Below are 25,178 nucleotides of genomic sequence, written 5' to 3'. Positions count from 1 at the left end.
ATTTTCTCTCTTTATTTCTTATTATTCTCGTTTTCATCTTTATGTCTTATTTGCCTTGCCTATAGGCAATTCGCAGGCTTTGGCACACCCGCTAATCGACTTAAATGACGCGCGACTAAGCCTGTATTAAACTTTTCTTGTAACACAGCATTATTAATTTCAGGACTCAGCACTTTCATTAAAAATTTAATCAGTGGGCGGGTTGCTGGCGAATGTCCAAATTGTGCATAAAACTGGCGAACAGCTTCGAGTACTTCAAAATGCCATTCGGTCAATTCTAAATCTAAAGTTTGAGCTAAAGTCTGAGCGACCTCATGGTTCCAAATCGTGTAATCAATCAAATGACCATCTTGATCTAAGGCTAAATTGATATTTTCACTCATTTAAAGCATCCATAATGATAAAAGCTAAATCAAATTATTTTAAGGTGACACATCGCTTAAAATTTAAAACTAAATCAGAAAACTGATCATAATCAATGATTTTAATAACAGATGAATCTAGGTTTGGAAGATTTTCAGCGTCATTTTCAAGGACATACAGATTTGAATACAATTCAATATCTTTAGATTGACTCAAAAATACGGCATCACCCATCAATACAATAGAATCATCGCTTTGAATCATTTGATTGAGTTTATTCAAAACTGTTTGAGTATTGGCATAATTGGCTTGAATTAAATACAGCGTGTGATTAGACATATCCATTACCAATATAAAACGTGATCAAAAGACTGAATGAATTGAGCATCAAGTTGGATGAACGCTATGTCTTGTTCAGAATGGACAACAAAAGCATCATCCTGATTTTTATGCTCGATTAAAATAGGCGTTAAATCATAAAACTCAAAGCTATCCACCATATTTGATGCGAGTTTAAAGGCATGTTTAAACTGATCAAAACTCAGATCAGATTTGAGTAAACTGAGCGCGCCATCTTGTAACAATACTTTAACTTCACAACCGAAAGTCGCTAAAACCATGGTCGCTGATAAGCTTTCATGTATTTGTAATGTATTAAGATTTGATTGAGTTAATATAACCAATACAGTTTTCAAACAATTTACCTTTCAATTGCAACAGTCAAATAAAAATAACAACTTAGAATTGGATTAAGCGTTCAGTAGATTGAACGGCATCTGCCAGTTCACCTAATCCGACCAGCTCAAATTGCGACGCGAGATTATGGGTAGAAATTTGATGGCGTTGTGCATTTTCTTCGTCTGTAATGCCTCGTGCTAATGCAGCGCTGACACATACAGGTAGTTTAATATCTAATTTTTGCCATTCCTTCATCAAATTACGTTGATCATCAGGAACCCATTGTAAGTTATTCGCAACAGCAACGCCGTCTTGATAGAAGAACACTCGAAAGGGTTGATGTTTGGATTTTAAGGCTTGTGCAAGTCCCAAAGCATGCCATGCATGAATTGAACTCGGCGCAGAGGTAATTAGCAATAATGTACTCATTGGAACTTCACATTGAGGAATGTACACAAATGAAATGCAACATTCTGACTTCATAACAAAAGGGTAGTATACAATGATTTTAGTGACTGGTGGTTTAGGCTTTATAGGCTCTCATGTCGTTTTAAGCTTGTTGGCTCAAGGTCAAGAGGTTGTCATTGTTGATAATTTAGCCAACTCAAGTTTACAAGTATTAGAAAGACTCGAATATATTTCAGGAATGTATGTACCTTTTGTTAAATTAGATGTTCGTAACACACCTGCGTTAAATAAAGTATTTGAACAATATTCAATTGATGCAGTCATTCATACTGCGGCCTTTAAATCTATAGAAGAATCTCGTCTCAAGCCGCTTGAATATTATAATGACAATATCAGTTGCATCATGAGCTTATTAAGATCGATGCAAAGAACAGGTGTACGAAATTTGGTGCATTTGTCGAGTCTTGCCGTGTATGGTCAATCCAGTTTAGAACTCAATGAAACGACACCATTTAATTTTAATAATTCAAATCCCTATATTAAGTCTCAACAAATGATTGAGGAAATTATTCGGGATACAGTGAAAACTGACAACGAGTGGAAGGTCGCTATTCTTCGTATAGGAAATGTCGTAGGTGCATTTGAACAATCGATATTGGGTGAATACGTGCAACCTTTACCTAAAAATATTGTTTCATTAGCTTTACAAGTGGCGACTTTACAAAGAGATTATATCGAGCTTCAACAAAGTGCTCTGACTCATGATCAAACTGCAGAGCGAAGTTTTGTACATGTACTGGATGTCTGTGATGCGATATTTGCGAGTTTATTTTGGTTTAATCATCAACAAAATGTCTGTGAATCTTTCGATATCGGTGCACATCACCTATCAATACAACAGATTTTGGCGGAAATTGAAAAAGTAACAGGACAGCAGATCAAAACCATCGAGGCGCGTTATTCATTTGATGAACTCGATCAGATTGGCTCGAATAGTACCAAAGCGATGCAAGTTTTAGGTTGGAAAGCCAAAAGATCCGTAGAGCAAATGATTCAAGATCAGTGGAGATTCTACCAAAGTATTTTAAATCCGAGTTTATAAAGAATTGATGGTGCTTGTGCTTCGACAGACGAATGATCGATTTAATGCACAGATATTAAAATACTGATCACGTACAGATCATTAAACATTCATAGCGAATCTCGATATAAAATAAGAATAGTAAATGAGAATTATTTGCAATAATGTAAATTAGGACTATGATCAAGACAAGACTCGAAACAATATCGTTTAAAGCGAAAATTAAGCTCAAATTGAAAAACGAGTTAATAAACCATTAAAAGACACGTTAATTGATAACAGAAATAGAGGTGAATCATGCAAACACGTATTGAACATGACACGATGGGCGAAGTAGAAGTACCAAGTGAAGCGATGTGGGGTGCTCAGACTCAGCGTAGTTTGCAAAACTTTAAAATTGGTGGTGAGCGTCTACCTCGTGCAATGATTCGAGGTATGGGCTTAGTCAAAAAAGCGGCTGCAATCACCAATGCAGAATTGAATCAGATTCCTCAAGAGCTCTCGCATTATATTGTTGGGGCTGCAGAAGAAGTCATTGATGGGAAATGGGACAGCCAATTTCCATTGGTGGTTTGGCAGACAGGTTCAGGTACGCAAAGTAATATGAACTGTAATGAAGTGATCGCCAATGTTGCCAATCAAAAGTTAGGGAATCCTTTAGGCGCGCAAAAGCCTGTTCATCCCAACGATCATGTCAATCGAGCACAATCAACCAATGATTCGTTTCCAACTGCGATTCATGTGGCATCGAGTCTATTGATCAATGAATTATTGATTCCTGCCGTTAAAGCTTTACGTGAAACACTGAATCAAAAATCTGAAGCATTTTCAGGGATTGTAAAGATTGGTCGTACACATCTTCAAGATGCAACGCCGTTAACATTAGGGCAAGAGTTTAGCGCTTATGTATCGCAGTTGGATCATGGTTTAAAACGTTTAAATCAAGCCTTAGAGGGATTATATGAATTACCCCTCGGTGGAACGGCTGTGGGTACAGGTTTAAATGCACATCCTGATTATGCTATAAAAGCTGCTGAACAATTGGCGACATTAACTGGATTACCTTTTGTGACTGCGCCGAATAAGTTCGAGGCACTGGCAGGGCGCGATGCTGCTGTATTTGCTTCAGGGGCATTAAAAACTTTGGCTGTAAGCTTAAATAAAATTGCCAATGATGTACGTTGGTTAGCCAGTGGTCCGCGCTGTGGTTTAGGTGAGTTACGTATTCCTGAAAATGAACCTGGTTCTAGTATTATGCCGGGCAAAGTAAATCCGACGCAGAGTGAAGCAATGACCATGGTCGTGGCTCAAGTATTGGGTAATGACACGACCATTAACGTTGCCGGGGCATCAGGAAACTTTGAGTTAAACGTGTTCATGCCAGTGATTGCATATAACTTAATTCAATCGATTCAGCTCTTGGGCGATGCTTGTAATAGTTTTAATGAGCATTGCGCCGTGGGGATTGAACCAAACCTAGAGAAAATAGATCACTTCTTAAATGATTCTCTTATGTTAGTGACTGCGCTGAATCCCGTGATTGGTTATGAAAATGCCGCTAAAGTGGCTAAGACGGCTTATAAGGAAGGCAAGACTTTAAAACAAGTCGCTGTAGAGCTTGGTTTAGTAACACCTGAACAGTTTGATGAAGTTGTTGTTCCTGCAAATATGGTTTCACCTAATGCAAAATAAGATCAGTTTCAGAATAGATTTAATTTGAATCAAAATGCAATAAACCCTCTATTTGGAGGGTTTATTATTTAGAAACAATAAATTTTTTGCAAAATTGCTTTCTGCCAGATTCACTGTCGATGAGTTTGTAGATAAAGCGATCATAAATATTTCGATGTTTAAGATCGTTAAAATTCTGTTTGAAATCAGCTTCTAGAACAATTCGCTTGAAATACAAATTTCGTTTAACTTCAAAATCATTTAATTCATTTTTCATCTCAGCCTCTATAGGGGTTGTGTAAATGATCTCTAAGAACCCAAACCTCATTGTTTAAAATAATCTTATTCCCTTCATGGAGAGTTAAAATTTCACCATAGAATCCTGTCATGTGGGTAAAAATACCTTTTTCATTATAGTTCGCCCAAGCGCATCTGCACTCACTATGATTCGATTCTTTAAAGAACGTTAAGAGGATCTGAGGGTATTGTGAATTCATATAATTATTGAATTTTGTGAAAAAACTCATAATCATTTTCTACAAAATATACATCACCTGTGGATGCAAGTTTCCATTGTAATGTGCCTCTGATTCGAGTGAGTTCTTGATTTAGATTATTAAATAACTTAATCATTAAATTACTGTCATTAAATTGTCCAGAATACTGGATGATGGGAAGTGTATGAAAATCCTCATACATTTTATGAACGATTACTTTTTTAGTTTTCATATTGATTCCTAACCATTTAAGAGGCCTTCACCTCTTAAATGGATTGAGTAAAAATCTAGAGAAAATTATTATTTTTTCACTGGATTTTCAGTATGTTCTTTAGGGTTGTTTATATTAGATCTATCCTCAGCATTTTTTTGCTGTTCCTGATTCTTTTGCTGCTGAGCCTTGTCGTCATTAGGAGTAGATTGTTGCTGCTGCTGGCTATTAGAATCATTTTGATTGTTGATATTTGACATGATCATTTATCCTTGGGTTGCCGATAATATTAACGGCGAATTCAGCATGTACCTTAAATTGATTAATAGATATCTGTAATATGTATCAAGGTTTATGATTAAAGAAATATTGATTATGAGTTACTGATATTAATAAAATTAAATTAAAAATTTATGATAGTAAATAATTTTATTTATCTGCACCCAATATTTTCATATCGTTTGTTAAAACATACAATAAACATTACGATGATCTAAAAATTATTGAATCTTCTCAATATTATAGCTGGATTTAAATTTTAAGCTACATTTCTTTCAGGCCTAAATCGAGTGCTTCTTCTATTGTTTTGTCTAACCGGACAGCGATACTTTTAACTTTGGATTTGAGCACTGACCATGCTTTTTCAATTGGATTTAAGTCTGGACTGTAAGCAGGCAAGTACATGATTCTACAGTTAAAGTCTGCGGCTAGTTTTTTGATATCTCCGTTCTTATGAATCGAAGCATTATCTAGAATCAGCAAATGCCTTTTGCTCTTATCCTGATTATTTTTAGTCAAGTTTTCAAGTAGATATCTCAGCCATCCTGTGAACATCGCTCGATCGCATGTACCTTGAAAAACCAAAGGGCAAAGGAACTGATACGCTGAATTAGACCTCACGGCACTAATGATACTTAATCTTTTTCCATGACCACCTGATTTCACTGCAAGACAACGACTGCCTAGTCTAGACCAACCATATTGAGCTGTATCTATAGTATTTATTCCAGATTCATCAATATAGATCATCTGATCTTCCCCAAACTCTTCTTTCCATTGCGGAAGAAACCACTTAAATACCGCCCTTGTTATTTTGTCTGCTTGCTTGTAGAGAAAACTCTTTTTTTACGTGTGCAACCAAGCCTATGAATGGCTTTTAATAGGGTTGAGTAAAGGATTGGATAACCAAATTTTTGTTCAAATAAAGGAATAAGATCTTTCACTTGAGAAAATTCAGTCGTTTCAACAAAGTGTTTGAAAGCATCCATATCCTTGATTTTAGTGGGTCGGCCTGCATTGATTTTAGGCTGTTTCAATTCTCCAGTGGAGTTTTGAAGAAGAATCCAATCATCCAAAGTAGTCCTAGATATTTTAAAAGTTTTACATGTATATGATTTGTGATTGTTTTCTTTATAAAACTGCATGACTTTTTCACGTAAATCTACTGAATATATTTTAGGCATAATCTTGATCAAATGAATTTTTAACCATTGTATCCTAAAATAAGATTGCAGCTATATCTTTAAATATTACCACTTAAGTTTGAGTATCTATATGCGAGAAATAATCATAAGATGATTTATCAGTATTTAGATAAGTATTTGCCATTTTTCTTTAAATATTTTACAGAACTGAACCTTCAAAACGTGATTAGCATTGATTAAAGTGTCATAATTGCAAAAATCTAAAACTTTTATAAATGTTGTTTTGCATGATTTTTGCAAGTCAATTTTTATTATTGTAATTCAATTGTTTATGTTCGGGAATTTTCAATGTTCTATATTTATTTAACAGATGTTCAGAAAAATGTTCAATTTAAAGATTACCCTGGTGAACATCCTGTTAAATTTATTCTCAATTTCAAAAAAATATTTCCAAGCGTCATGGAATTGTTGCTTCCCGTGTTGCCTTCAGATGAAAACTTAGAAGAAATGACATGGGAATCTACCGCGCAAGATTTTGAAATGTTTAAACTGCTGTTAAGTGGTTGGGGAGTGATTGAATTACGTTTAAACGTCATTGCCCAATACAAAACTCGAAGCTTTGCCGACCAATTGGTGAAACAAGCACAGCAAAAACGTAAAACCTATTCGAAAGATCAGCCTAAACTCAGTATGGTTGAACTAGACTACTTATTCGTTCATGAAGTACATGCATTGATTGATGCTGAATTGGTCGATCTAGGCGAGAAGTTCTATTTACCAACGTTACGTGATTTCTGGACAAACCACATGAAAGCCAATGTACTCGAAGCGAAGTTCTAATTCGCCTTTCCGTAATAAAGTTCAGTAATACAAACCATCCTCCAAATCATTAGGGGATTTTTTATTGAGTTTTTTGCTGGCTTCTTCTGAACAACGGATCAAAGCAAGTGAGATTGAAAAACGAACATTTAGGTCATGGTTATTTCGTAGATCGAGATTAAAGCCAATTGGGGATAGAGCATGCTTGATATTTCAAAATAGAATAATGTCCTTCGTTTGATATTCAATCACTTTAAATACTTATTAAGTAAATCTAATTAATAAAAAGCAAAGTATCAAAATTCCCCGGGGATATATCCAAGGATTTAGCCAAATTTTGAATCATTTTTTAGATTTAATTCATAAACGCCGTGCCATTTATGCAATCGGCAAAGATGTAAAGCACATAGTACTTAACTGATTTGATTCAAAATGCAATAAAGCAGAGCCTGTCATCTTTTAACTGACAGTCATCAGGTGCGGTGATTTTGTTTAATCAGAAACGTGAAAAGTTTTGGGGGCTTTGTGAATGAGAAATGAAAGTCTTATGCAAAGGATGAAGCAGCAGTGAAAATCTCAGCAAAATGGATAGCTTGGCTGCGGGCTTCAGCTACAGTTTTATTTTTTGAAGTACTGGATAGAGTTGCTGAACTTGGACAGAAGTTTCCACCTTATGCTGAAAACTTCCTGATCTGGGCTGAACATTCTATAGCTTAGGGTATCAGTTTGCTGTTTGGAGGATATTACATAGATGGTATTGGGGCTTCATTACAATATTACAATATTACAATATTACAATCCAATCGTAGATACAGAAGTTCACCAAGAGTGGAATACCTGATAAAGATCAATATCAGACTTATATGTAGTTAAGATTTTAACAGGAGTGCTGAACACACCTTTTCCCTGATAGAAGGTGTGTTTACTGCAAATTAAGCTCTAGTTTCAACTTTGTTGGCCATACGACCGTGGAGTACGTAATAAATCAATAAACACACACATGCAGCAACTGCACTATATAAATAGAGTGACGTATAAGAAATATAATCTAAAGCGATGCCGATGAAATAAGGACCAAAGCCAAGTCCTGCATCAAGGAAAATAAAATAGGTTGATGTAGCAAAGCCCATGCGTTCTAAGGTTGCGCTTTTTACAGCAAGTGTTTGGCAGACCGATTGGATATTGCCATAGCCTAAACCCAATAATCCCGCACTGAATAAAAGCATCCATGAAGTATTGGCTTGGCTTAAAAGAAATAAACCAAACGCCATAATGATAAATGCAGGATACATGATGATGTTTTCACCTTTACGGTCTAATAAAGGACCTGTAAATGGACGTGAAAACAAGATTGCGATGGCGTACATGAGAAAGAAAACAGTAGTAGCTTCAACTAAGTTAATTTCTTTGGCGTAGAAATTAATAAAAGATAAAACACCTGAATAACAGATTGAAGCGATTAAGATCACAATAGAGATAGGAACGGCTTTGGGCTCAATAAAATTTGAAATCCAGGAAGGTTTAGCCTTTGGTACATCTTGTTCAAATGCTAATGTCGAGGTAGATGCCTTCGAAACGATATTTTTCGGCATGTTGATCATGAGTCCAATACATACACAACTCAGCGCAATAACACTGGAAACAATAAAGATTACATCATAATCAAATCGAAGCATCATCCAAATGGCAAGGAAAGGTCCAATCGCCGTACCTAATGTACTACTTAAACTGTAATAACCAATGCCTTCGCCTCGACGTTGCGCAGGAATGATTTGAGCAATTGCGGTTCCTAAGACCGTTGAAGCCACACCCATCATGAAACCATGCATAAAGCGTACAATGAGCAATATGCCGATATCCAAATGGATAAAGTAAAAAGCAGAGAAAATCAGAAAACCGACTAAACCGACAATCAACGTGATTTTTTGACCAAATTTCTCTAAAAATTTACCCACTAAAAACCGACCAACAAGCGTACCAATGATAAATAATCCTGAGATTAAACCTGCTTGAGCGGTCGTTGCACCCAGTTCAGCTACAGAAAATCCAACAATTACGATCACTAAAAGATAAAAAGTCAGCACCAGTTGAAAATTGATCGAGCTAATCAGAATGAAGTTACGCGTCCATAGCGCAGAGAAATGATCTTGCTTCGCACTCATTTGTCTGCTCCACGCTTATTACTTTCCAACTTGTGCAATATTTTTTCTAAAGTTTCAAAAGTCTTTTGCAACTCCTCTGTTTCAAAATTAGTCAAAAATTCTTGTTCCACAACATCGATCATTGTTGAGCAGAGGCTATAAACGCGATATCCATGAGCCGTTAAAACTAACTTTTTTTCACGTTTATCAGAAGATACAAGTTGTTGAATGATATTCAGTTGAAGTAAAACCTGAATTCTTTTTGCAATAGACGGTTTTGAAACTTTAAGTATTTTTGAAATATCAATGGAAGTCATACATTCATTTTCGTGAATGAGGTAGATGACTTGCCAAAGCGAATAATTTAATTGGTCAGCTTCTAAAACCTCATTGATCATTTCACTCATCAGTCGTGCACTACGCAATAACACCGTCCTGATTTTAGGAGAGTTTTGAGAATGATTAGGAGAGAGAATCATAGTAGTTAACCAGGGTAACTAAATTAATGGCAATTTACGCCGTTCGAGGCGAAGAATCAAGTGGTTAATCATTCACCATAAAAAAAGACCAATATAAAATTGACCTTTAATCCTAAAAAATTTTGTTGTACTGCGTTATTTTTTATTTTTTCGATAATCACTAGGGCGAATAGGACGAGTGGTGCGCCAGAGGCCTTTTTTATTTTTACGCGCATTGGCTTGTAAAGCAAGCATATGTTTGCGTTGTTTTGGGTCCTTAATATATTCCTCATACACCCATGCAGCACCACGCTTGACCATTTCTTCATTCATATTTTTGCGGTAACGATGAATCACACCGACACATCGACCATAACGGTCAATATCGGTAATGGTGACACGTACAATTTTTTTATAAACCATTTTTTTGATGAGCCGATGGGATTCTGCACCATAAGTTTGAGAGGACTCCGGGGCATCGACATAGGCAAATCTTAACTTGGTTTCAGAGCGTCTTAAATTGAGTCGATAGCAGGTGAGGGTATCACCATCACTAATTGCTGAAACACGGCACCAGTATGTTTTTCCCTTTTTATAAGGCTTAAACAGCGCTGTGAGAAATATACGTACACGACGAATAAGGAAAATTAATAATAGGCAAAAAATCATGCCTATAGCAATGAGCCAGCTTGCAGGAAGATCAGACAACATAGGAAAGTGGCTTTAAAGCCAAAACAGCAAAATATCGATCTCATTTTACGGTTAATTTTAATCAATAGACGTTTAAATACCAACCAAATAGCGCTGTAATGCTTGAATACTAAGCATTTGAAGGATATGAATCCCTATAATCAAAATAGCCTAAGCAAAATGAATCTCTATAAATAGCCTAAGTAAAATTTATAATAATTTCTTCTTTCAAAAATTGATAGCACTTATTTTTATTTAGATTTGAATACCAAAAAGGCCTATATTCATTTTCGGCAGCGAAATCGGTAACTCCAAAATATGAATCGATTTGGGTACCGCTAGATTCCTCAAAATACTCTGTGGAATCGTCAATAATGTATCTGGCTGATGCGCTAATATCTATATTGCTGTTGAATAATGCTGACATCGCAAGCTGATATTTCTCGTCAAATTCAACCTTTTTAGATAAACATCCTCAATCAATGTCCCCGTTTTTCGTGATGAAACTCCAATATGAGGCGAGGACATATATTTGTCCTGATCAATCGTATTGTGCTGAGTACAGAGTACAAACCGATCTTGAACTAAATATTGAAACTCAATGTAATCGCCATAGTGTTGTTCAATATCTATCACAAAATCGATTTGCTGAGCGGCTAAGTGATCTTTCATTTTAAGACGATCTAACTTGATACTGAACAGTTGAATATCGAGTTTAAGTGCATGAAAATGTTGAATCAGTCGAGGAAAAATCAGGGGTTCAATTTCATCATGGATCGCAATTTTAAGATTTTGAATACTACTCTGATCAAATGTATGATTTTGGACTGTAATCGATTGAATCGAAATCAAAGCATGCTTGATGTTCGGGTAAATTTGCTCTGCAAAAGGTGTAGGCAACATTTGATTTCCATTGCGTACAAAAAGTTCACCCTTAAGTTGAACTCTGAGACGTTGCAAGGCATGACTTACCGTGGATTGGCTCAGATATAGACTTTGTGCTGACTTAGTGATGTTTTTTAGTTCAAAAATAGCAATAAAAAGTGGGTAAAGGTTGATATCAATCCGATTAAATATTGAAACATCCAAAACAAACTGATGATGAATAGGATTTATATCTTATTATTTAGTTAAATCATTTCATTCATAATAGTTTTCAAGTTAATGTGTTGTAAAGCAAGTGTCATATAAATAATTCAAAGGACGAAAAATGTTTGAACTGTCACCTAAAGCACAAGATTTTTTAAACCGAACCAAAAGCTTTATTGAGCAGGAAATTGAGCCGATTGAAGCACAATTTTGGCACCAAGTTCATGCACTAAATTTGGGTGGTGATTGGACAAGATGGCAATGGCCAGCACAACTTGAAACCTTAAAACAAAAAGCCAAAGCAGCGGGTCTTTGGAATATGTTTCTACCTGACGAAACCTTAGGTCAAGGTTTATCTGTTCAAGAATATGCTCGCATTGCAGAGCTGACAGGTCGAAGCTTACTCGCACCGACCATTTTTAACTGTAATGCACCTGACAGTGGCAACATGGAATTGCTTTGGCGTTATGGCACAGAACAACAAAAACAAGATTGGTTGATGCCATTATTAGATGGAAAAATTCGCTCGGTATTTTGTATGACTGAACCTGAAGTCGCTTCAAGTGATGCAACCAATATGCAGGCAACCGCTATCATAAAGGATGATGAAATTGTACTCAATGGACGTAAGTGGTGGTCTTCAGGTTTAGGCGATCCAAATGCAAAAATAATTATTTTTATGGCGCATACACCAGATGTAAATAAAGATCGTCATCATCAACACTCAATGGTACTCGTACCAATTGATACTGTAGGTGTAAAAATTGAGCGTATGTTACCTGTATTTGGCGATTATGATGCGCCTCATGGGCACGGCGAAGTCAGCTTTAAAAATGTGAGAGTTCCATTATCTAATTTCATCGGTGGAGCAGGTCAAGGCTTTGAAATTGCGCAGGGTCGTTTAGGACCAGGTCGAATTCATCACTGTATGCGTTGTATTGGTGCTGCTGAAAAATCATTGGAATTGATGATTGATCGTGGAATGAGTCGAACTGCTTTTGGTAAAGAAATTTTAAAGTTGGGTGGTAACTTAGAACGTGTGGCTGAAGCGCGTGTGGCGATTGATCAAGCTCGTCTTTTAACCTTGTATGCCGCTTATAAAATGGATATTTTAGGTAATATGGCTGCGCTTACAGAGATTTCAGCCATTAAAGTTGTTGCTCCAAGTGTTTTAGAAAAAGTGGTGGATATGTCGATACAAATTCACGGCGGTGCAGGTGTATCGAGAGATACGCCACTCACTGGTTTTTTTGCACAAGCACGAGCACTACGTTTAGCGGATGGCCCTGATGAAGTTCACAAAGGCATGATCGCCAAATTAGAACTAGCGAAAAGAGGCTATGGCTCTAAACGAAAAGCATAGATTTTTATAGCTTTTAATTAAGATGCATCGCAGGTAATTGTGATGTAATACATTATTAAGCATTTGATTTAAGATGAAATTAGGGAAGTATAATGTCAATAATTGATGTGGGTGGACAGGTTCGAAAGGGTGAAGAACTTGATATTCAAGCGGTCACACAATGGCTACTTGAAAATGGCGTTAATGTTCAAGGTTCAGTAGACGTTACTCAATACTCTGGCGGAGTTTCAAATTGGACGTACCGTTTAAAATATGACAATGCAGACCTGATTCTACGTCGTCCTCCTAAAGGTACCAAAGCTAAATCTGCACATGATATGGCACGTGAATTTAAGGTTCAAAAAGCGCTAGCGCCTTACTATCCAGTTTTACCTGAAATGCTGGCGCTGTGTCAGGATGAAAGTGTTATTGGCAGCGATTTTTATGTGATGCGTCGCATAGAAGGTATTATCCCGCGAGCGAAATTACCGCCTGAGTTAAAGTTTGGTGAAACTGAAGTTCGAGAATTATGTACCAATGTGATTAATAAACTGATTGAACTTCATCAAGTCCCGTATCAAGGTACAGATCTTGAACAACTGGGTAAGGGGGATGGTTATTGTCGTCGCCAAGTCGAAGGTTGGGATAGTCGTTTTGATAAAGCACATACCATCAATGTTCCATCTTTTAAATACGTTCGTAAATGGTTGCTTGAACATATTCCTGAAGACTCGAAAACCTGTGTAATCCATAATGATTGGCGTTTTGATAACGTGATTTTAGATCCAAAAAATCCAACGCAAGTGATTGGTGTATTAGACTGGGAAATGGCGACACTGGGTGATCCCTTAATGGATTTAGGTTCGGCTTTGGCCTATTGGGTTGAAGATACAGACAACCAAATATTTAAATCTACACGTCGCCAGCCTACACATTTAAAAGGCATGTTTACTCGTAAAGAAGTGGTTGAATATTATTTGGCTAAAACAGGTCTGGAAACTTCGAATTGGACGTTTTATGAAGTGTTTGGAATATTTCGTCTAGCAGTCATCGCACAGCAAATTTATTACCGTTACTACCATAAACAAACCAATAATCCTGCCTTTAAAGATTTTTGGATCGTGATTCATGCGCTACACATTCGTGCGCTTAAATTGATTGGTCTACAAAAAATTGAAGCCAATGATTTAGCACAAAAATATATCAATAAATTTAAAGAGTTAATGCCTAAATAATGACGACGATCTATTTTGTCCGTCACGGACAAGCCTCCTTTGGTGCAGCAAGTTACGATAAACTTTCACCCAATGGTGAATTACAATCAGCATTACTTGGGCGGTATTTATCAAAAATACTCAAAGAAGCACCTTATGTGGTTGCTGGATCTATGCAGAGACATCAACAAACTGCTCACTTTGCTTTGGAAGAAAGTTTCTCTGAAGTTAATGTAGAGACAAATAGCCAATGGAACGAGTTTAATCATCAACAAGTGTTTGCATTGCATGATCCTCTTTTTAATCAGCCTGAAGCGTTGAAAACAGAAGTAGCAAAAGCAGAAAGTCCAAGAGCCTATCTATCACAAATTTTTGAAGGTGCGATTCAGCGTTGGACAGGTGGTGATTTTCATCATGAATACGACGAATCATGGCCTGATTTTCAAAAACGTGTTGAAACAGCCTTAGCAACTTTGTGCAATCAACTGGCTGAATCAAAACCACGATATGCAGTAGTATTTACATCAGGTGGCGTGATTTCGGTGATTGCGGGAAAATTACTTGAGCTCAGTGTCGATAAAACATTTGCCTTAAATTGGGCAATCACCAATACCAGCTTAACCACAGTGAGACTCGTCGGTCATCAGCCTCAGCTTTTAAGTTTAAATGAGCATCATTTTATTAAAGCTGATCATCCAGAATTATTGACTTGGATCTAGCTACACTTGTTGAGGGATTTAATTTAAAAATGTAATTTAAAATTTAAAAAACTGTTCGTCTTTCTATTCAGGCGCACAACTCAAATAAAAATGCAAAAAAAAGGATTTGAATATGGCAAAAACAATTTTAATTACAGGTGCAAGCTCTGGGATCGGTGCGGGTATGGCGCGTGAATTTGCCAAAAAAGGCTATAACTTAGCCATCTGTGCCAGACGTATGGAACGCTTAGAAGAATTGAAAAAAGAATTGACCTCCCAATATGCAATTGAGGTCAGTGCAAGACTATTAGATGTGACCCACTATGATCAGGTGTTTGAAGTATTTAAAGCTTTTAAAGAAGATTTTGGAACCATTGATCGTGTTATCGTCAATGCGGGTGTTGGACAAGGACGACGTATAGGCAAGGGGAATTTTGAAATCAACCGTGCAACTGTTGAAACCAATTTTATATCCGCACTTGCACAATGCGAAGCTGCCGTAGAAATTTTTAGGGCACAAAATTCAGGGCATTTGGTGATGATTTCTTCCATGAGTGCAATGCGTGGTATGCCAAAACATTTAACGGCTTATGGCGCAAGTAAGGCTGGCGTGGCTTTTTTAGCAGAAGGCATTCGAGCAGAATTAATCGATACACCCATTAAAGTCACCACGATTTTCCCGGGTTATATACGAACTGAAATTAATGAAGGTGCTGCGAAGTTACCTTTTGAAATCGATGAAAAAACAGGTTCTCGACTTTTAGCCGAAGAAATTGAAAAAGCACCGATCAAAGCTTATGTACCCAAATGGCCTTGGTTACCACTCGGATTTGCAATGAAAGTTCTTCCTTTAAGATGGGTCAATAAATTGGGTTAAGCAACAATCTAATTTCTATTTAGCCATTGCTAATAAATATAAAAGAGAATTTCATTTCGCTTAAAAACTATATTCTTGCTAAGAGACTGTAGTTTTTAAATTTGATTAACGATTAAGCTGATCGAAAAATTCATAAGTTGTAAATATTAAAATCTGATATATTAGTACTTTAGCAGAATAAAATTTCAGCATTTAGGTTTTTCAGCATGAATCCAGAATTAATAGAATTGCTCACCCAGCAGTGGAAAGACATTTGCGCAAAATATTCGACTTCAGAGCTGAATGATACTTTTGAATTTGTTAAGGCTAATTCCTCGGATCTCGTCAGTGAGTTTTATACTCAAATGATGAAAGAGGAACATGCGCTTGAGTTTTTATCAGTGGGGATTGTCCATTCAAAATTACAGCAGACGCTTGATCAATGGATTTTAGATAGTTTTGAAGTGCCACTCAAAGATACCTTTGAGCTCATGGTGAAAAAGCACAATACCGTTGGTAATGTGCATGCACGCGTGGGAATTCCATCATGGCTAATCATGCGTGGTATTCGTGAAATTATTAAGAAAATTTTTCAACTCGTTGAAAATGAAGCGCCAAATCGTGCTTATGTCATCTTAACGTATATGGTTCAGGTTTTAAGTTTTTCATCTGAAATCATGTGTCGTTCTTACGAGGAAAATCTCGAAGTGAAGAACGACATGAAGCATACTTACCGTTTATTTTCTGCGATGCAAGATGTTTCAACCCAGAAGGAAAAACAGCGCGGTTCATTATTGGATTGGGAAAATGAACTGATGTTCAAAGTGTTTTCTCAAAATCCAGCATTCAATCACTCAGCATTATCGAAATCTGAATTCGGATTGTGGTTTATTCACAAAGCTGCTTACGCATTTTCAAGCTCTAATCAAGTTGAAGTCATTATTAGAGCCATTCATCATGTCGATGCGTTAAATGATGAGATTATGAAGAGTGGTGATACCGAGCATTCACTGCATTTGATTCAACAACTTCGTGAAAAAAATCGTGAAATTTTGCATTTGATTGAACAGTTATTCCAAGTCTCTGAATATATTGGTTCAGGAAATGATTCACTCACTCAACTTCTGAATCGTCGTTATTTAAACACCATTCTTGGGCGTGAAATCAATTTTTCACGTAAGAACAATACTTCACTAACGCTACTTGCCATCGATGCAGATTATTTCAAAAAAATTAACGATCAATACGGACACAGTACAGGGGATTTAGCCCTACAATTTTTAGCTGAAGTTCTTTTAGATTTGGCGCGTGGCAGTGACTATGCATTCCGTGTCGGTGGAGAAGAATTCTTACTTTTACAAGTCGACAATAGCCTTGAAAATGCTTTGGATACTGCAGAGCAAATTCGTAAGCGTGTAGCAGGTACAATGATACACGCCAATGACGGTAGAAGTTTTAATTTCACAGTCAGTATTGGTGTCGTAAAATACAATGGTCACCCAGACTATCAGCGCTTTTTAGATGCAGCGGATGCGGCATTGTATCAAGCAAAAAATAGTGGTCGAAATACAGTCGTTGTTGGTGAAATCTAAGCAAAGCGATTTGAAAGCTGTACCTGTTATTCACAAATAAAATGAATAGCAGGTGTTTTTAAATATTGAATAAAAATAAGCTTAAAGCAAACGACACAACATATGAATAATCTTAGCTTATTGCCTATGGATTTAAAATTTTCTTTTCTGAACTCGAATAACATAGAAATAGGAATGATTGAATCCAGCATGGATGATTCATATATCAATGAAATTGAGTAAATACTGATTTACAATCAAGTTGAATTTCTCTGGCCAAACTGTTTATGCGACTCAAACTAGCAACACTTGCACTTCTACCTGCATTGGTCATTCAAGGCTATAAAGTCAAAAAAAATACGCTACGTCTGTCCGAGCCTTTGGGAGATCGTCGAGGTGTACAAGGTCAAGGTAAGCCTCTATCATTATTGATCATTGGAGATTCTGCGGCTGCTGGCGTTGGAGTCGATCATCAAGAGGATGCACTCATCGGTTCGATTTTAAAAGAACTCAATTCTGATTTCCAAATGACTTGGCAACTTGAGGCAAAAACAGGGCATACCACGGATCAAGTGATTCAAGCCATTGAGAAATTAGATCATCAACACTTCGATGTAGTCATCAGCTCAGTGGGCGTCAATGATGTGACTAAATTGACCAGTGCAAATCAGTGGATCAAAAAACAGCAAACTTTATATTCATTAATAGAAGAAAAATTTTCACCGCAGTTGATTATCGCAACGGGTGTACCTCCTATGGATATGTTTCCTGCTTTACCCAATCCCTTGGGCTGGCTATTTGGACAATATGCACAAGCCATGAATCAAAAATTGGCGATCTTGGTCGATCAACACCCAAAAATGGATTGGATTGAATATGACATTCAACAATACCGTGATTTAAAATTGGATATGGCTATAGACGGCTTTCATCCAAGCAAAGACGTGTACCAACTCTGGGCAAAACAAGTTGCCGATAAAGTTCGATTATATTTTCAAGATTAAAATCAAAACGAAATCACCAACTCATTTTGTACCAAATGATAGTGGTGATGGTTATGGAAAATAAGGGATTGGTCTAATCCAAGTACATGAAGATTTTAAAAATACTTATACAGGTTAAATAAAACTAATGATTGAAACACATCCTTTAGCGCCATTTTTACCCAAAAATGGAAAATTATTGATGCTCGGAAGTTTTCCACCACCTCAAACACGTTGGAAGATGAAATTTTATTATCCGAATTATCAAAATGATATGTGGCGGATATTTGGATTATGCTTTTTTAAAGATAAAGATTATTTTTTAGATTTACCGGATAAAACTTTTCATTTAGACAAAATTATAGATTTTTTAAATGAAACAGGAATCGGTATTTATGACACAGCCTATCAAGTGACTCGTTTAACAGGAAATGCTTCAGACAAATTCTTAAAAATCGAGAAAGCCACAGATATCATGATGTTGCTTACTGAAATGCCCGAGTGTCGCAACATTGTGACAACAGGTGATAAAGCGACAGATACACTGATGCTTTCTATGCCAAACGATGCGATAAAACCGACCATTGGAGAATCTTCAACAGTAAATTTTGCACATCGAAAGCTCAATTTATATCGTATGCCATCTTCATCACGAGCTTATCCTTTATCTTTAGAGAAAAAGGCAGAAGCCTATATGACATTATTTAAGAACGTTTCACTGCTTTAATCTGAAAATTGGACATAGTCCCAAAGATTGAGGCGTGACTTGATTTCACGTCGAATATTGGGTAACAAAGGTAACAATGTACCTTCAATCCATAAGCTTAAGGCATGGGTAGAAATAGGGTCTTTTTGATCATCAATGATTTTCGTACCCTTGATACATAATAAAGTCTGTTGATTGACTTCAGTTTCAATGCCTTTGAATAGCACCTGTAAATCATGGCCAGAATCAAAAATCGTCCATTCCAATTCAATTTGAACACTTTGATCGGACTGAATAATTGCTTGTCCTTCAATACTGTCGTTGTCATAGATGCAGTCATGATCTACACGAATTTTAGCTAAAAACCAATTTTGTCGAGACAAATCATTTAAATTGAATGAAGGAATTAGTAAGTCATTCAAATTAAATTGACGACTTAAATCAAAAAATTGCATGAGAAATCACAGTGGGAGTAGATGAGAGCAAAATGCTCAAAACAGAATGTTAAGACAGTTTTCTTTCAGAGTGAAATAGCATATGCAAATCAAGTGAGATGAAAATTCTATGAGGAAAAACTTTTAAAATATAGATGGACTCTGGAGTTAAAATACCTGCAGTTTTAAAAATAGTTTATCTATTGGATGTCATTACATCATCCATTCAATAGGTAGATATGACACAGCGTACATTACGAATCGTTGAAATTTTGTCGTTTCAGGATCTACCTTATATTCTTGAACGGTTCCATCTTTTTTGTGATCTAACCAAATAATCTCGTTATTCTCATTCAACTTCAGCTGATAAGCCATATGTGGAAGATATTGATCTAAAGACTGAGAAATTTCATTTTGTAATTCATCAGACTCAACCACTAAACCAACTTCGGTATTCAAATGCGCTGAACGCGGATCAAAGTTAAATGAACCAATGAACACCATACCATCTATATCAAAGTATTTTGCATGTAAACGTGATGTGTTTTTTCCTTTAGCAGGAATGACATTGCCAGTGACAACTTCATACCAGGTTCTTCGGTCACGCTCAATATAAGGTTTAAATTCATACAGTTTTACGCCATTTTCTAATAGCGGTTTTCGATATTTTTGATAAAAAGCATGAACCAAAGGAACATCATTGGCTAAAAATGAATTGGTGAGCACTCGAACTTTAATATCCTGCTGAGCCAGTCCGACCAAATAATCTTCACCAGTTTTTGTTGGAACAAAATAGGCTGATACCAATTCCATATGGTTTTTGGGTCGCCCCATGATATTCATGATTTGATTAAATAAAAGTTCTTGATCGTCTATGGTGCCACGAACTTTGTCGGGCGAATCTGCAATAAAATGAGCCTTTGCCCATTTTACAGGGCGGTCTTTTAAATTTTGCTTGATCTTATCTTGAGCTTGAATCATACGAGACCCACTGCCCATGTTTTGAAAACTAGGGAGTTCTGTATATTTTTTTCTGATTATTTTAAGCGGATCATCTGAATTTATTTTAACTTTTGGCTGAACGAGATCTTTGATTGAATAACTGAGGTCATCATTCCAATATTTGAGAAAGGAATTATTTGCGTCATGAACGGTTTGCCCCCCAAAGAAAATATCCATGTCAGCAAATTGGAAATTGTTACTCGCATCAAAGTATTCACTACTGATATTACGCCCACCGGTCACGGCGACAGCTCCATCAGCAATAATTAATTTATTGTGCATGCGATGATTGATCTGATTAAACCTAAAAATATAATCAAAAATCCTAAAATTACGGTATTTATACGGGTTAAATAATTTTACTTGAAAGTTAGGATGTTGTGCGAGTTGGAGGAGTGTTTCATCCAGCTTTGTCCCATTTTGATCATCAATGAGCAGTCTAACTTTGACCCCTCGATCTGCTGCTTTTAATAATTCAGAAAGTAGATGATGACCAATCACATCATCTTGCCAAATGTAATATTGTAAATCTAAATTTTGCTTCGCTTCTTTGATGAGATATAGGCGGGTTGCCATACTCATAAAAGGATCTTGTAAGGGTAAATATGCACTAAGACCAGCATCAATGTTTTTTTGAGTTTCGTCGCTATTGCTAATCCAACTCCCAATACGGGTTTCAATAGGTTTTTCATCTATACTTTTATTCATGGGTAGCGAACATCCAGATAGATTGAGAAGAATAGTCATGATCAATAAGATAGAGAATCTTTTCTGAGATATCGTTATTTTCATAAAATTTTGATGCTTTGATCGGACATTTTATTGTCATCCTTGATATTGAATCTTCTTATAAAAAGCGGTTACTGTAAAGCATCTGTTTAAGACCCTATTTTAAAGGAAGATCTTTATATGAAATCACGTGCAGCCGTCGCATTTGGTCCGGGACAACCCTTACAAATCGTTGAATTAGATGTAGCACCACCTAAGGCTGGTGAGGTTCTCGTTAAGATCACACATACAGGTGTTTGTCATACCGATGCCTTTACGCTTTCTGGCGATGATCCTGAAGGTGTTTTCCCTGCAGTATTGGGGCATGAAGGAGCAGGTATTGTTGTAGAAGTTGGTGAAGGTGTAACCAGTGTTGTACCAGGTGATCACGTTATTCCATTATATACGGCAGAATGTGGAGAGTGTTTATTCTGTAAATCTGGAAAAACTAACCTGTGTGTTTCTGTACGTGCAACACAAGGTAAAGGCGTAATGCCTGATGGCACAACACGTTTCTCTTATCATGGTGAACCTGTGTATCATTACATGGGGTGTTCAACGTTCAGCGAATATACAGTTGTTGCTGAAGTGTCATTGGCTAAAGTGAACCCAAATGCCAATCCAGAGCATGTTTGCCTATTGGGCTGTGGAGTGACTACAGGGCTTGGCGCAGTTAAAAATACAGCCAAAGTTCAAGAGGGCGATACGGTTGCGGTCTTTGGTCTGGGTGGAATTGGCTTAGCTGTCGTTCAAGGTGCAAAACGTGCCAAAGCGAGTCGTATTATCGCTGTAGACACTAATCCAGATAAATTCAAATTGGCTGAACAGTTTGGTGCAACAGAGTTTTTAAATCCAAAAGATTATGATCGTCCCATTCAAGAAGTGATTGTTGAAAAAACTGGATGGGGTGTAGATCATTCATTTGAATGTATTGGCAATACTAACGTCATGCGTTCTGCGCTTGAATGTGCACACCGTGGTTGGGGACAATCGATCATTATTGGTGTGGCGGGTGCTGGTCAGGAAATTTCAACGCGTCCATTCCAATTGGTGACAGGTCGTAGCTGGAAAGGAACGGCTTTTGGCGGTGTCAAAGGTCGCTCTGAACTCCCTGGTATGGTTGAAGAGTCGATGAAAGGTGATATCCAACTTGAACCGTTTGTCACACATACGATGGGTTTAGATAAGATCAATGAAGCATTTGATTTGATGCATGAAGGTAAATCCATTCGTTCAGTGATTCATTTCTAAGAATAATGATCTTAGGGTGTCACTTTCAATCGTACCTAAAAAAAAGCCCAAATCAATTTGGGCTTTTTATATTGTTATTCTGAATGCTATTCAAGGCATAAGAATAAGTTTTATGCTGTCGCTTTTAATACTTCAGCAAATGCTTTTGCAACGACATCAATGTTATTTAGGTTTAGACCCGCAGCACACATACGGCCACTACGCACTAAATAAATACCATATTTATCTTTTAAGATATCCACTTGTTCAGCCGTTAAGCCGGTATAGCTAAACATCCCTTGTTGTTTGACTAAGTAGCTAAAATCACGGTCAGGAAGTTCAGCATTGAGTTTTTGTTGAAGCAATTGACGCATTTGAATAATACGCTCACGCATTTCTTTCAACTCAGCTTCCCACTCAGCGGTCAAAGCTGCATCGTTCAATACATTATTCACCAATAATGCACCAGTGGTTGCTGGACTAGAATAAATACGGCGCACAGTTGCTTTCAACTGACCTAATACTTTTTGAGCAGTTTCTTTATCATCACAAACGAAAGTTAATCCACCCACACGTTCGCCATATAAAGAGAAGATTTTAGAGAATGAATTACTCACAATAAAGTTCATGCCAGATTTATCAAGAGCACGGATCAGGTAAGCATCTTCTTCAAGACCTTGACCAAAGCCTTGATACGCAATATCCAAAAATGGAAGTAAATCTTGTTTTCTCAATACTTCAATCACTTGATCCCACTCAGCAGGCGTTAGGTCAGCACCTGTTGGGTTATGGCAGCAAGGGTGAAGCAGTACAACACTTTTCGCAGGCAACGTCGCCAAGGTCTCAAGCATTGCAGGAACATTGACACCATTGGTTTCAGCATCGTAATACGGGTAGAAATGAGAAGCGATGCCCGCACCATTAAATATAGCAATATGGTTATCCCAAGTCGGTTGACTAACCCAAATATCTGACTGAGGGAAGTATTTCTTAATAAAGTCACCACCGACTTTAAGCGCACCTGAACCACCCAAAGTTTGAATGGTAACAGCACGACCATCTTTACGTGCTTGGCTGTCTTTACCTAATACCAGTGCCTGTGTTGCATCGTTATAAGACTTTAAGCCATCCATAGGGAGATAAAGTTTTACTTTTTCATTGCTTGGTTCAATATTTTTGTAGGCTTTTTTTACAGCTTCTAATTGAGGAACAATGCTTTCTTCGTTGTAGTAAAGCCCAATACTTAAATTAACTTTTTCAGTGCGTTCATCCTTACCAAACTCTTCCATAAGAGATAAGATCGGGTCACCAGCATAAGGATCTACATGTTGAAACATGGACTTTTTCCTAAAATTAACAAAGAAATGAATATTTAGATAATATATATAATTTAAAGTTTCTCTCAACTATTAAAAACAAGACTATTTCTTATAAGTGTTGAAACTTTTCATTATAACGGCGAAAGACTGATTGACTTTTTACTATTTTTTTAATTCAATTTTTTCGAGTTGACTCCTTCTATGAATGTTATATTTAAGAAAAGAGATATCTCAAATCACTTAATCACGCGTCCGAATCTAATCCCTATTTCGAAGGAAATACCATGCTACTCAATTATGAATATCAACAAGCTAAAAAAGAGACGAGTAAGGGAACTCTTGTTTTTATTCACGGACTGTTTGGTAGTCTGAGTAATTTAGGTATGTTGGTTCGTGCATTTGAAAATGAATACACTATTGTCCAATTGGATTTGAGAAATCACGGTGAGTCTGCACATGATCAACAAGTAACTTATGAGCTGATGGCACAAGATGTCATGCAAACCTTAAGACATTTAAATATTCAAAACTTTTCAGTCATTGGGCACTCTATGGGCGGGAAAGTAGCGATGAAATTGACTGAAATTGCAGGAGACCAATTAGAGCGCATTGTGGTTTTAGACATCGCTCCCTTTGCATATCAACAGCGACATCATGATCAAATCTTTGAATCACTTAAGTCCGTTCAGCAATCTCACATTTCAACACGTAAAGAAGCGACTGAGATGATGCAAACCCATATTAAGGAACTAGGCGTGATTCAATTTTTATTGAAATCGTTCCAACAAGGTGAATGGAAATTCAATGTAAGGGCGTTGCAAAATAATTATGAAAATATCATTTCGTGGCAAGAAATTGCCCCATGGTTAAAACCTACTTTATTTTTAAAAGGTGAACATTCAGACTATATTTCTCAAGATGAACATTATGAATCTATTGAAAAACAGTTTCCATTTGCACAACTCAGTGTTATTCAAAGTGCAGGTCATTGGTTACATGCTGAACAAACAATAGAAGTTACTGATCAGATTAAAAGATTTTTCCAATAATTAAAATTAAAAAATATTTACTTATAAAAGAGGGTGATATTTAAACCATGTTTTATTTTTAATCAGATTTTAGAATAACCCGAATCCTGCTTAAGAAAATAAGACCATTCATCTTGAGGCTTATCCATCATTTTGATCATAAAAAAGTCTGTTCCTTGATCTGATAGCGCTAAAAATCAATCATAAAATTATATTTATATTATGATTTTAAAGAAGAATCCTTATCCGCGATTCGGGTTAGAATATTTATATTTTACCTACAGGTGTGTTTAATAAAATTGAATAATATGTAAAGTAGATTTAAAAATTACAATTTCAATATTATTAGCGACTTATATGGAAAATACTTAGCCTAATTATTACGCTTTTTGAAATATTGGTGTATTATCATACAAATGGGGATGCATTTAATTTATATAAATAAGTGTTATAATAAACATTAAATTGCATTAAGTGTGCTAGCCGTCACAATATTT

26 protein-coding genes and 2 pseudogenes are annotated in these 25,178 nt (G+C 36.5%); 13 read left to right on the top strand and 15 right to left on the bottom strand.

Annotated elements, in window-relative coordinates; genetic code table 11:
• Positions 1–59: 59 nt before the first annotated feature.
• From AC5YCE_RS02595 to tusD, 4 genes are read right to left on the bottom strand one after another with little or no spacing between them, the layout of a single operon-like run.
• Complete coding sequence (locus AC5YCE_RS02595) at positions 60–371, bottom strand: TusE/DsrC/DsvC family sulfur relay protein (protein ID WP_496125310.1); 312 nt, start codon at positions 369–371, stop codon at positions 60–62.
• Between the two features lie 46 nt (positions 372–417).
• Positions 418–702 carry a DsrH/TusB family sulfur metabolism protein gene (locus AC5YCE_RS02590; RefSeq protein WP_496125283.1) on the bottom strand — a complete coding sequence of 95 codons (285 nt, stop codon included), beginning with the start codon at positions 700–702 and terminating at the stop codon, positions 418–420.
• Positions 703–707: 5 nt separating this feature from the next.
• On the bottom strand, positions 708–1,058 hold the full coding sequence (locus tag AC5YCE_RS02585) for a hypothetical protein (protein WP_496170917.1): 351 nt from the start codon (positions 1,056–1,058) through the stop codon (positions 708–710).
• Between the two features lie 43 nt (positions 1,059–1,101).
• A complete protein-coding gene (tusD, locus tag AC5YCE_RS02580; protein WP_496125285.1) occupies positions 1,102–1,470 on the bottom strand; it encodes a sulfurtransferase complex subunit TusD in 369 nt (122 codons plus the stop codon).
• A 73-nt stretch (positions 1,471–1,543) separates the two neighbouring features.
• On the opposite strand from tusD, the gene AC5YCE_RS02575 reads away from it, so the two are divergent.
• Both AC5YCE_RS02575 and fumC read left to right on the top strand, forming a co-directional pair.
• Complete coding sequence (locus AC5YCE_RS02575; RefSeq protein WP_496170914.1) at positions 1,544–2,551, top strand: SDR family NAD(P)-dependent oxidoreductase; 1,008 nt, start codon at positions 1,544–1,546, stop codon at positions 2,549–2,551.
• Positions 2,552–2,827: 276 nt separating this feature from the next.
• Entirely contained in the window at positions 2,828–4,222 is a 1,395-nt protein-coding gene (gene fumC, locus AC5YCE_RS02570; RefSeq protein WP_496125287.1) for a class II fumarate hydratase, read from the top strand.
• A 480-nt stretch (positions 4,223–4,702) separates the two neighbouring features.
• Here the strand turns inward: fumC and AC5YCE_RS02565 are convergent, their stop codons facing one another.
• From AC5YCE_RS02565 to AC5YCE_RS02550, 4 genes are all read right to left on the bottom strand, one after another.
• The gene (locus AC5YCE_RS02565) at positions 4,703–4,930 is read right to left on the bottom strand and encodes a hypothetical protein (protein ID WP_496125288.1); all 228 of its coding nucleotides are present in this window, start codon (positions 4,928–4,930) and stop codon (positions 4,703–4,705) included.
• A gap of 68 nt (positions 4,931–4,998) precedes the next feature.
• Positions 4,999–5,169, bottom strand: coding sequence for a hypothetical protein (locus tag AC5YCE_RS02560; RefSeq protein ID WP_496125289.1), 171 nt, complete (start codon positions 5,167–5,169; stop codon positions 4,999–5,001).
• A 283-nt stretch (positions 5,170–5,452) separates the two neighbouring features.
• Positions 5,453–6,001, bottom strand: coding sequence for an IS630 family transposase (locus tag AC5YCE_RS02555; RefSeq protein WP_496171021.1), 549 nt, complete (start codon positions 5,999–6,001; stop codon positions 5,453–5,455).
• Positions 5,998–6,372 (bottom strand): IS630 transposase-related protein, encoded by a 375-nt coding sequence (locus AC5YCE_RS02550; RefSeq protein WP_496170910.1) that lies wholly within the window; start codon positions 6,370–6,372, stop codon positions 5,998–6,000. The genes AC5YCE_RS02555 and AC5YCE_RS02550 overlap by 4 nt, the downstream gene beginning before the upstream one ends.
• A 309-nt stretch (positions 6,373–6,681) precedes the next feature.
• On the opposite strand from AC5YCE_RS02550, the gene AC5YCE_RS02545 reads away from it, so the two are divergent.
• Together AC5YCE_RS02545 and AC5YCE_RS02540 are read left to right on the top strand one after the other, a co-directional pair.
• Entirely contained in the window at positions 6,682–7,173 is a 492-nt protein-coding gene (locus AC5YCE_RS02545) for a hypothetical protein (protein ID WP_496125291.1), read from the top strand.
• A 313-nt stretch (positions 7,174–7,486) separates the two neighbouring features.
• Positions 7,487–7,987: pseudogene (locus AC5YCE_RS02540) on the top strand (nitroreductase family protein); the annotation flags it as partial.
• Between the two features lie 97 nt (positions 7,988–8,084).
• Here AC5YCE_RS02540 and AC5YCE_RS02535 read toward each other — a convergent pair.
• From AC5YCE_RS02535 to AC5YCE_RS02520, 4 genes and pseudogenes are all read right to left on the bottom strand, one after another.
• Positions 8,085–9,314, bottom strand: a complete 1,230-nt coding sequence (locus AC5YCE_RS02535) for an MFS transporter (protein WP_496125292.1) — start codon at positions 9,312–9,314, stop codon at positions 8,085–8,087.
• Positions 9,311–9,700: a MarR family winged helix-turn-helix transcriptional regulator gene (locus AC5YCE_RS02530; protein WP_496125293.1), complete on the bottom strand. Its 390-nt coding sequence runs from the start codon at positions 9,698–9,700 to the stop codon at positions 9,311–9,313. Before AC5YCE_RS02530 ends, AC5YCE_RS02535 begins: the two co-directional genes overlap by 4 nt.
• Before the next feature lie 207 nt (positions 9,701–9,907).
• A complete protein-coding gene (locus AC5YCE_RS02525; protein WP_496125294.1) occupies positions 9,908–10,462 on the bottom strand; it encodes a thermonuclease family protein in 555 nt (184 codons plus the stop codon).
• 178 nt (positions 10,463–10,640) lie between these two features.
• Positions 10,641–11,557 (bottom strand): annotated as a pseudogene (locus AC5YCE_RS02520) (LysR family transcriptional regulator).
• A 94-nt stretch (positions 11,558–11,651) separates the two neighbouring features.
• On the opposite strand from AC5YCE_RS02520, the gene AC5YCE_RS02515 reads away from it, so the two are divergent.
• The 7 genes from AC5YCE_RS02515 to AC5YCE_RS02485 all read left to right on the top strand — a co-directional run bounded on the left by AC5YCE_RS02515 (position 11,652) and on the right by AC5YCE_RS02485 (position 18,921).
• Positions 11,652–12,893: an acyl-CoA dehydrogenase family protein gene (locus tag AC5YCE_RS02515; RefSeq protein ID WP_496170907.1), complete on the top strand. Its 1,242-nt coding sequence runs from the start codon at positions 11,652–11,654 to the stop codon at positions 12,891–12,893.
• Between the two features lie 92 nt (positions 12,894–12,985).
• Positions 12,986–14,107: a phosphotransferase family protein gene (locus AC5YCE_RS02510; RefSeq protein ID WP_496125296.1), complete on the top strand. Its 1,122-nt coding sequence runs from the start codon at positions 12,986–12,988 to the stop codon at positions 14,105–14,107.
• Complete coding sequence (locus AC5YCE_RS02505) at positions 14,107–14,805, top strand: histidine phosphatase family protein (protein ID WP_496125297.1); 699 nt, start codon at positions 14,107–14,109, stop codon at positions 14,803–14,805. The genes AC5YCE_RS02510 and AC5YCE_RS02505 overlap by 1 nt, the downstream gene beginning before the upstream one ends.
• Positions 14,806–14,917: 112 nt before the next feature.
• Entirely contained in the window at positions 14,918–15,661 is a 744-nt protein-coding gene (locus AC5YCE_RS02500) for an SDR family oxidoreductase (RefSeq protein ID WP_496170905.1), read from the top strand.
• Positions 15,662–15,867: 206 nt separating this feature from the next.
• Positions 15,868–17,232 carry a GGDEF domain-containing protein gene (locus tag AC5YCE_RS02495; RefSeq protein ID WP_496125299.1) on the top strand — a complete coding sequence of 455 codons (1,365 nt, stop codon included), beginning with the start codon at positions 15,868–15,870 and terminating at the stop codon, positions 17,230–17,232.
• 266 nt (positions 17,233–17,498) lie between these two features.
• Positions 17,499–18,215, top strand: coding sequence for an SGNH/GDSL hydrolase family protein (locus tag AC5YCE_RS02490; protein WP_496170903.1), 717 nt, complete (start codon positions 17,499–17,501; stop codon positions 18,213–18,215).
• A gap of 127 nt (positions 18,216–18,342) precedes the next feature.
• Positions 18,343–18,921, top strand: a complete 579-nt coding sequence (locus tag AC5YCE_RS02485) for a uracil-DNA glycosylase family protein (RefSeq protein ID WP_496125302.1) — start codon at positions 18,343–18,345, stop codon at positions 18,919–18,921.
• On the opposite strand, the gene AC5YCE_RS02480 is transcribed toward AC5YCE_RS02485, so the two are convergent.
• Positions 18,918–19,355, bottom strand: a complete 438-nt coding sequence (locus AC5YCE_RS02480) for a hypothetical protein (RefSeq protein WP_496170901.1) — start codon at positions 19,353–19,355, stop codon at positions 18,918–18,920. The two genes, AC5YCE_RS02485 and AC5YCE_RS02480, sit on opposite strands and share 4 nt — an antisense overlap.
• Before the next feature lie 192 nt (positions 19,356–19,547).
• Positions 19,548–21,044: a phospholipase D family protein gene (locus tag AC5YCE_RS02475; RefSeq protein WP_496170899.1), complete on the bottom strand. Its 1,497-nt coding sequence runs from the start codon at positions 21,042–21,044 to the stop codon at positions 19,548–19,550.
• Between the two features lie 201 nt (positions 21,045–21,245).
• On the opposite strand from AC5YCE_RS02475, the gene AC5YCE_RS02470 reads away from it, so the two are divergent.
• Complete coding sequence (locus AC5YCE_RS02470; protein WP_496170897.1) at positions 21,246–22,355, top strand: S-(hydroxymethyl)glutathione dehydrogenase/class III alcohol dehydrogenase; 1,110 nt, start codon at positions 21,246–21,248, stop codon at positions 22,353–22,355.
• A gap of 110 nt (positions 22,356–22,465) precedes the next feature.
• Here the strand turns inward: AC5YCE_RS02470 and AC5YCE_RS02465 are convergent, their stop codons facing one another.
• On the bottom strand, positions 22,466–23,671 hold the full coding sequence (locus AC5YCE_RS02465) for an amino acid aminotransferase (RefSeq protein WP_496170896.1): 1,206 nt from the start codon (positions 23,669–23,671) through the stop codon (positions 22,466–22,468).
• Positions 23,672–23,937: 266 nt separating this feature from the next.
• On the opposite strand from AC5YCE_RS02465, the gene AC5YCE_RS02460 reads away from it, so the two are divergent.
• On the top strand, positions 23,938–24,702 hold the full coding sequence (locus AC5YCE_RS02460) for an alpha/beta fold hydrolase (RefSeq protein WP_496170894.1): 765 nt from the start codon (positions 23,938–23,940) through the stop codon (positions 24,700–24,702).
• Positions 24,703–25,178 lie beyond the last annotated feature (476 nt).

The sequence above is a fragment of the Acinetobacter sp. CY79 genome, assembly GCF_059515845.1.
The sequence above is the reverse complement of the archived record's forward strand: the minus strand, read 5'-3'. Positions and strand labels throughout refer to the sequence as shown.

Excerpts from the sequence above, each read along its gene's own strand:
- AC5YCE_RS02475 (WP_496170899.1), bottom strand. The coding sequence starts at position 21,044 with ATGAATAAAAGTATAGATGAAAAACCTATTGAAACCCGTATTGGGAGT.
- AC5YCE_RS02530 (WP_496125293.1), bottom strand. The coding sequence starts at position 9,700 with ATGAGTGAAATGATCAATGAGGTTTTAGAAGCTGACCAATTAAATTAT.
- AC5YCE_RS02480 (WP_496170901.1), bottom strand. The coding sequence starts at position 19,355 with ATGCAATTTTTTGATTTAAGTCGTCAATTTAATTTGAATGACTTACTA.
- AC5YCE_RS02565 (WP_496125288.1), bottom strand. The coding sequence starts at position 4,930 with ATGAAAACTAAAAAAGTAATCGTTCATAAAATGTATGAGGATTTTCAT.
- AC5YCE_RS02545 (WP_496125291.1), top strand. The coding sequence starts at position 6,682 with ATGTTCTATATTTATTTAACAGATGTTCAGAAAAATGTTCAATTTAAA.
- AC5YCE_RS02525 (WP_496125294.1), bottom strand. The coding sequence starts at position 10,462 with ATGTTGTCTGATCTTCCTGCAAGCTGGCTCATTGCTATAGGCATGATT.
- AC5YCE_RS02460 (WP_496170894.1), top strand. The coding sequence starts at position 23,938 with ATGCTACTCAATTATGAATATCAACAAGCTAAAAAAGAGACGAGTAAG.
- AC5YCE_RS02500 (WP_496170905.1), top strand. The coding sequence starts at position 14,918 with ATGGCAAAAACAATTTTAATTACAGGTGCAAGCTCTGGGATCGGTGCG.
- AC5YCE_RS02510 (WP_496125296.1), top strand. The coding sequence starts at position 12,986 with ATGTCAATAATTGATGTGGGTGGACAGGTTCGAAAGGGTGAAGAACTT.
- AC5YCE_RS02575 (WP_496170914.1), top strand. The coding sequence starts at position 1,544 with ATGATTTTAGTGACTGGTGGTTTAGGCTTTATAGGCTCTCATGTCGTT.
- AC5YCE_RS02550 (WP_496170910.1), bottom strand. The coding sequence starts at position 6,372 with ATGCCTAAAATATATTCAGTAGATTTACGTGAAAAAGTCATGCAGTTT.
- AC5YCE_RS02485 (WP_496125302.1), top strand. The coding sequence starts at position 18,343 with ATGATTGAAACACATCCTTTAGCGCCATTTTTACCCAAAAATGGAAAA.
- AC5YCE_RS02505 (WP_496125297.1), top strand. The coding sequence starts at position 14,107 with ATGACGACGATCTATTTTGTCCGTCACGGACAAGCCTCCTTTGGTGCA.
- AC5YCE_RS02470 (WP_496170897.1), top strand. The coding sequence starts at position 21,246 with ATGAAATCACGTGCAGCCGTCGCATTTGGTCCGGGACAACCCTTACAA.
- fumC (WP_496125287.1), top strand. The coding sequence starts at position 2,828 with ATGCAAACACGTATTGAACATGACACGATGGGCGAAGTAGAAGTACCA.
- AC5YCE_RS02495 (WP_496125299.1), top strand. The coding sequence starts at position 15,868 with ATGAATCCAGAATTAATAGAATTGCTCACCCAGCAGTGGAAAGACATT.
- AC5YCE_RS02590 (WP_496125283.1), bottom strand. The coding sequence starts at position 702 with ATGTCTAATCACACGCTGTATTTAATTCAAGCCAATTATGCCAATACT.
- AC5YCE_RS02515 (WP_496170907.1), top strand. The coding sequence starts at position 11,652 with ATGTTTGAACTGTCACCTAAAGCACAAGATTTTTTAAACCGAACCAAA.
- AC5YCE_RS02465 (WP_496170896.1), bottom strand. The coding sequence starts at position 23,671 with ATGTTTCAACATGTAGATCCTTATGCTGGTGACCCGATCTTATCTCTT.
- AC5YCE_RS02560 (WP_496125289.1), bottom strand. The coding sequence starts at position 5,169 with ATGTCAAATATCAACAATCAAAATGATTCTAATAGCCAGCAGCAGCAA.
- AC5YCE_RS02535 (WP_496125292.1), bottom strand. The coding sequence starts at position 9,314 with ATGAGTGCGAAGCAAGATCATTTCTCTGCGCTATGGACGCGTAACTTC.
- tusD (WP_496125285.1), bottom strand. The coding sequence starts at position 1,470 with ATGAGTACATTATTGCTAATTACCTCTGCGCCGAGTTCAATTCATGCA.
- AC5YCE_RS02490 (WP_496170903.1), top strand. The coding sequence starts at position 17,499 with ATGCGACTCAAACTAGCAACACTTGCACTTCTACCTGCATTGGTCATT.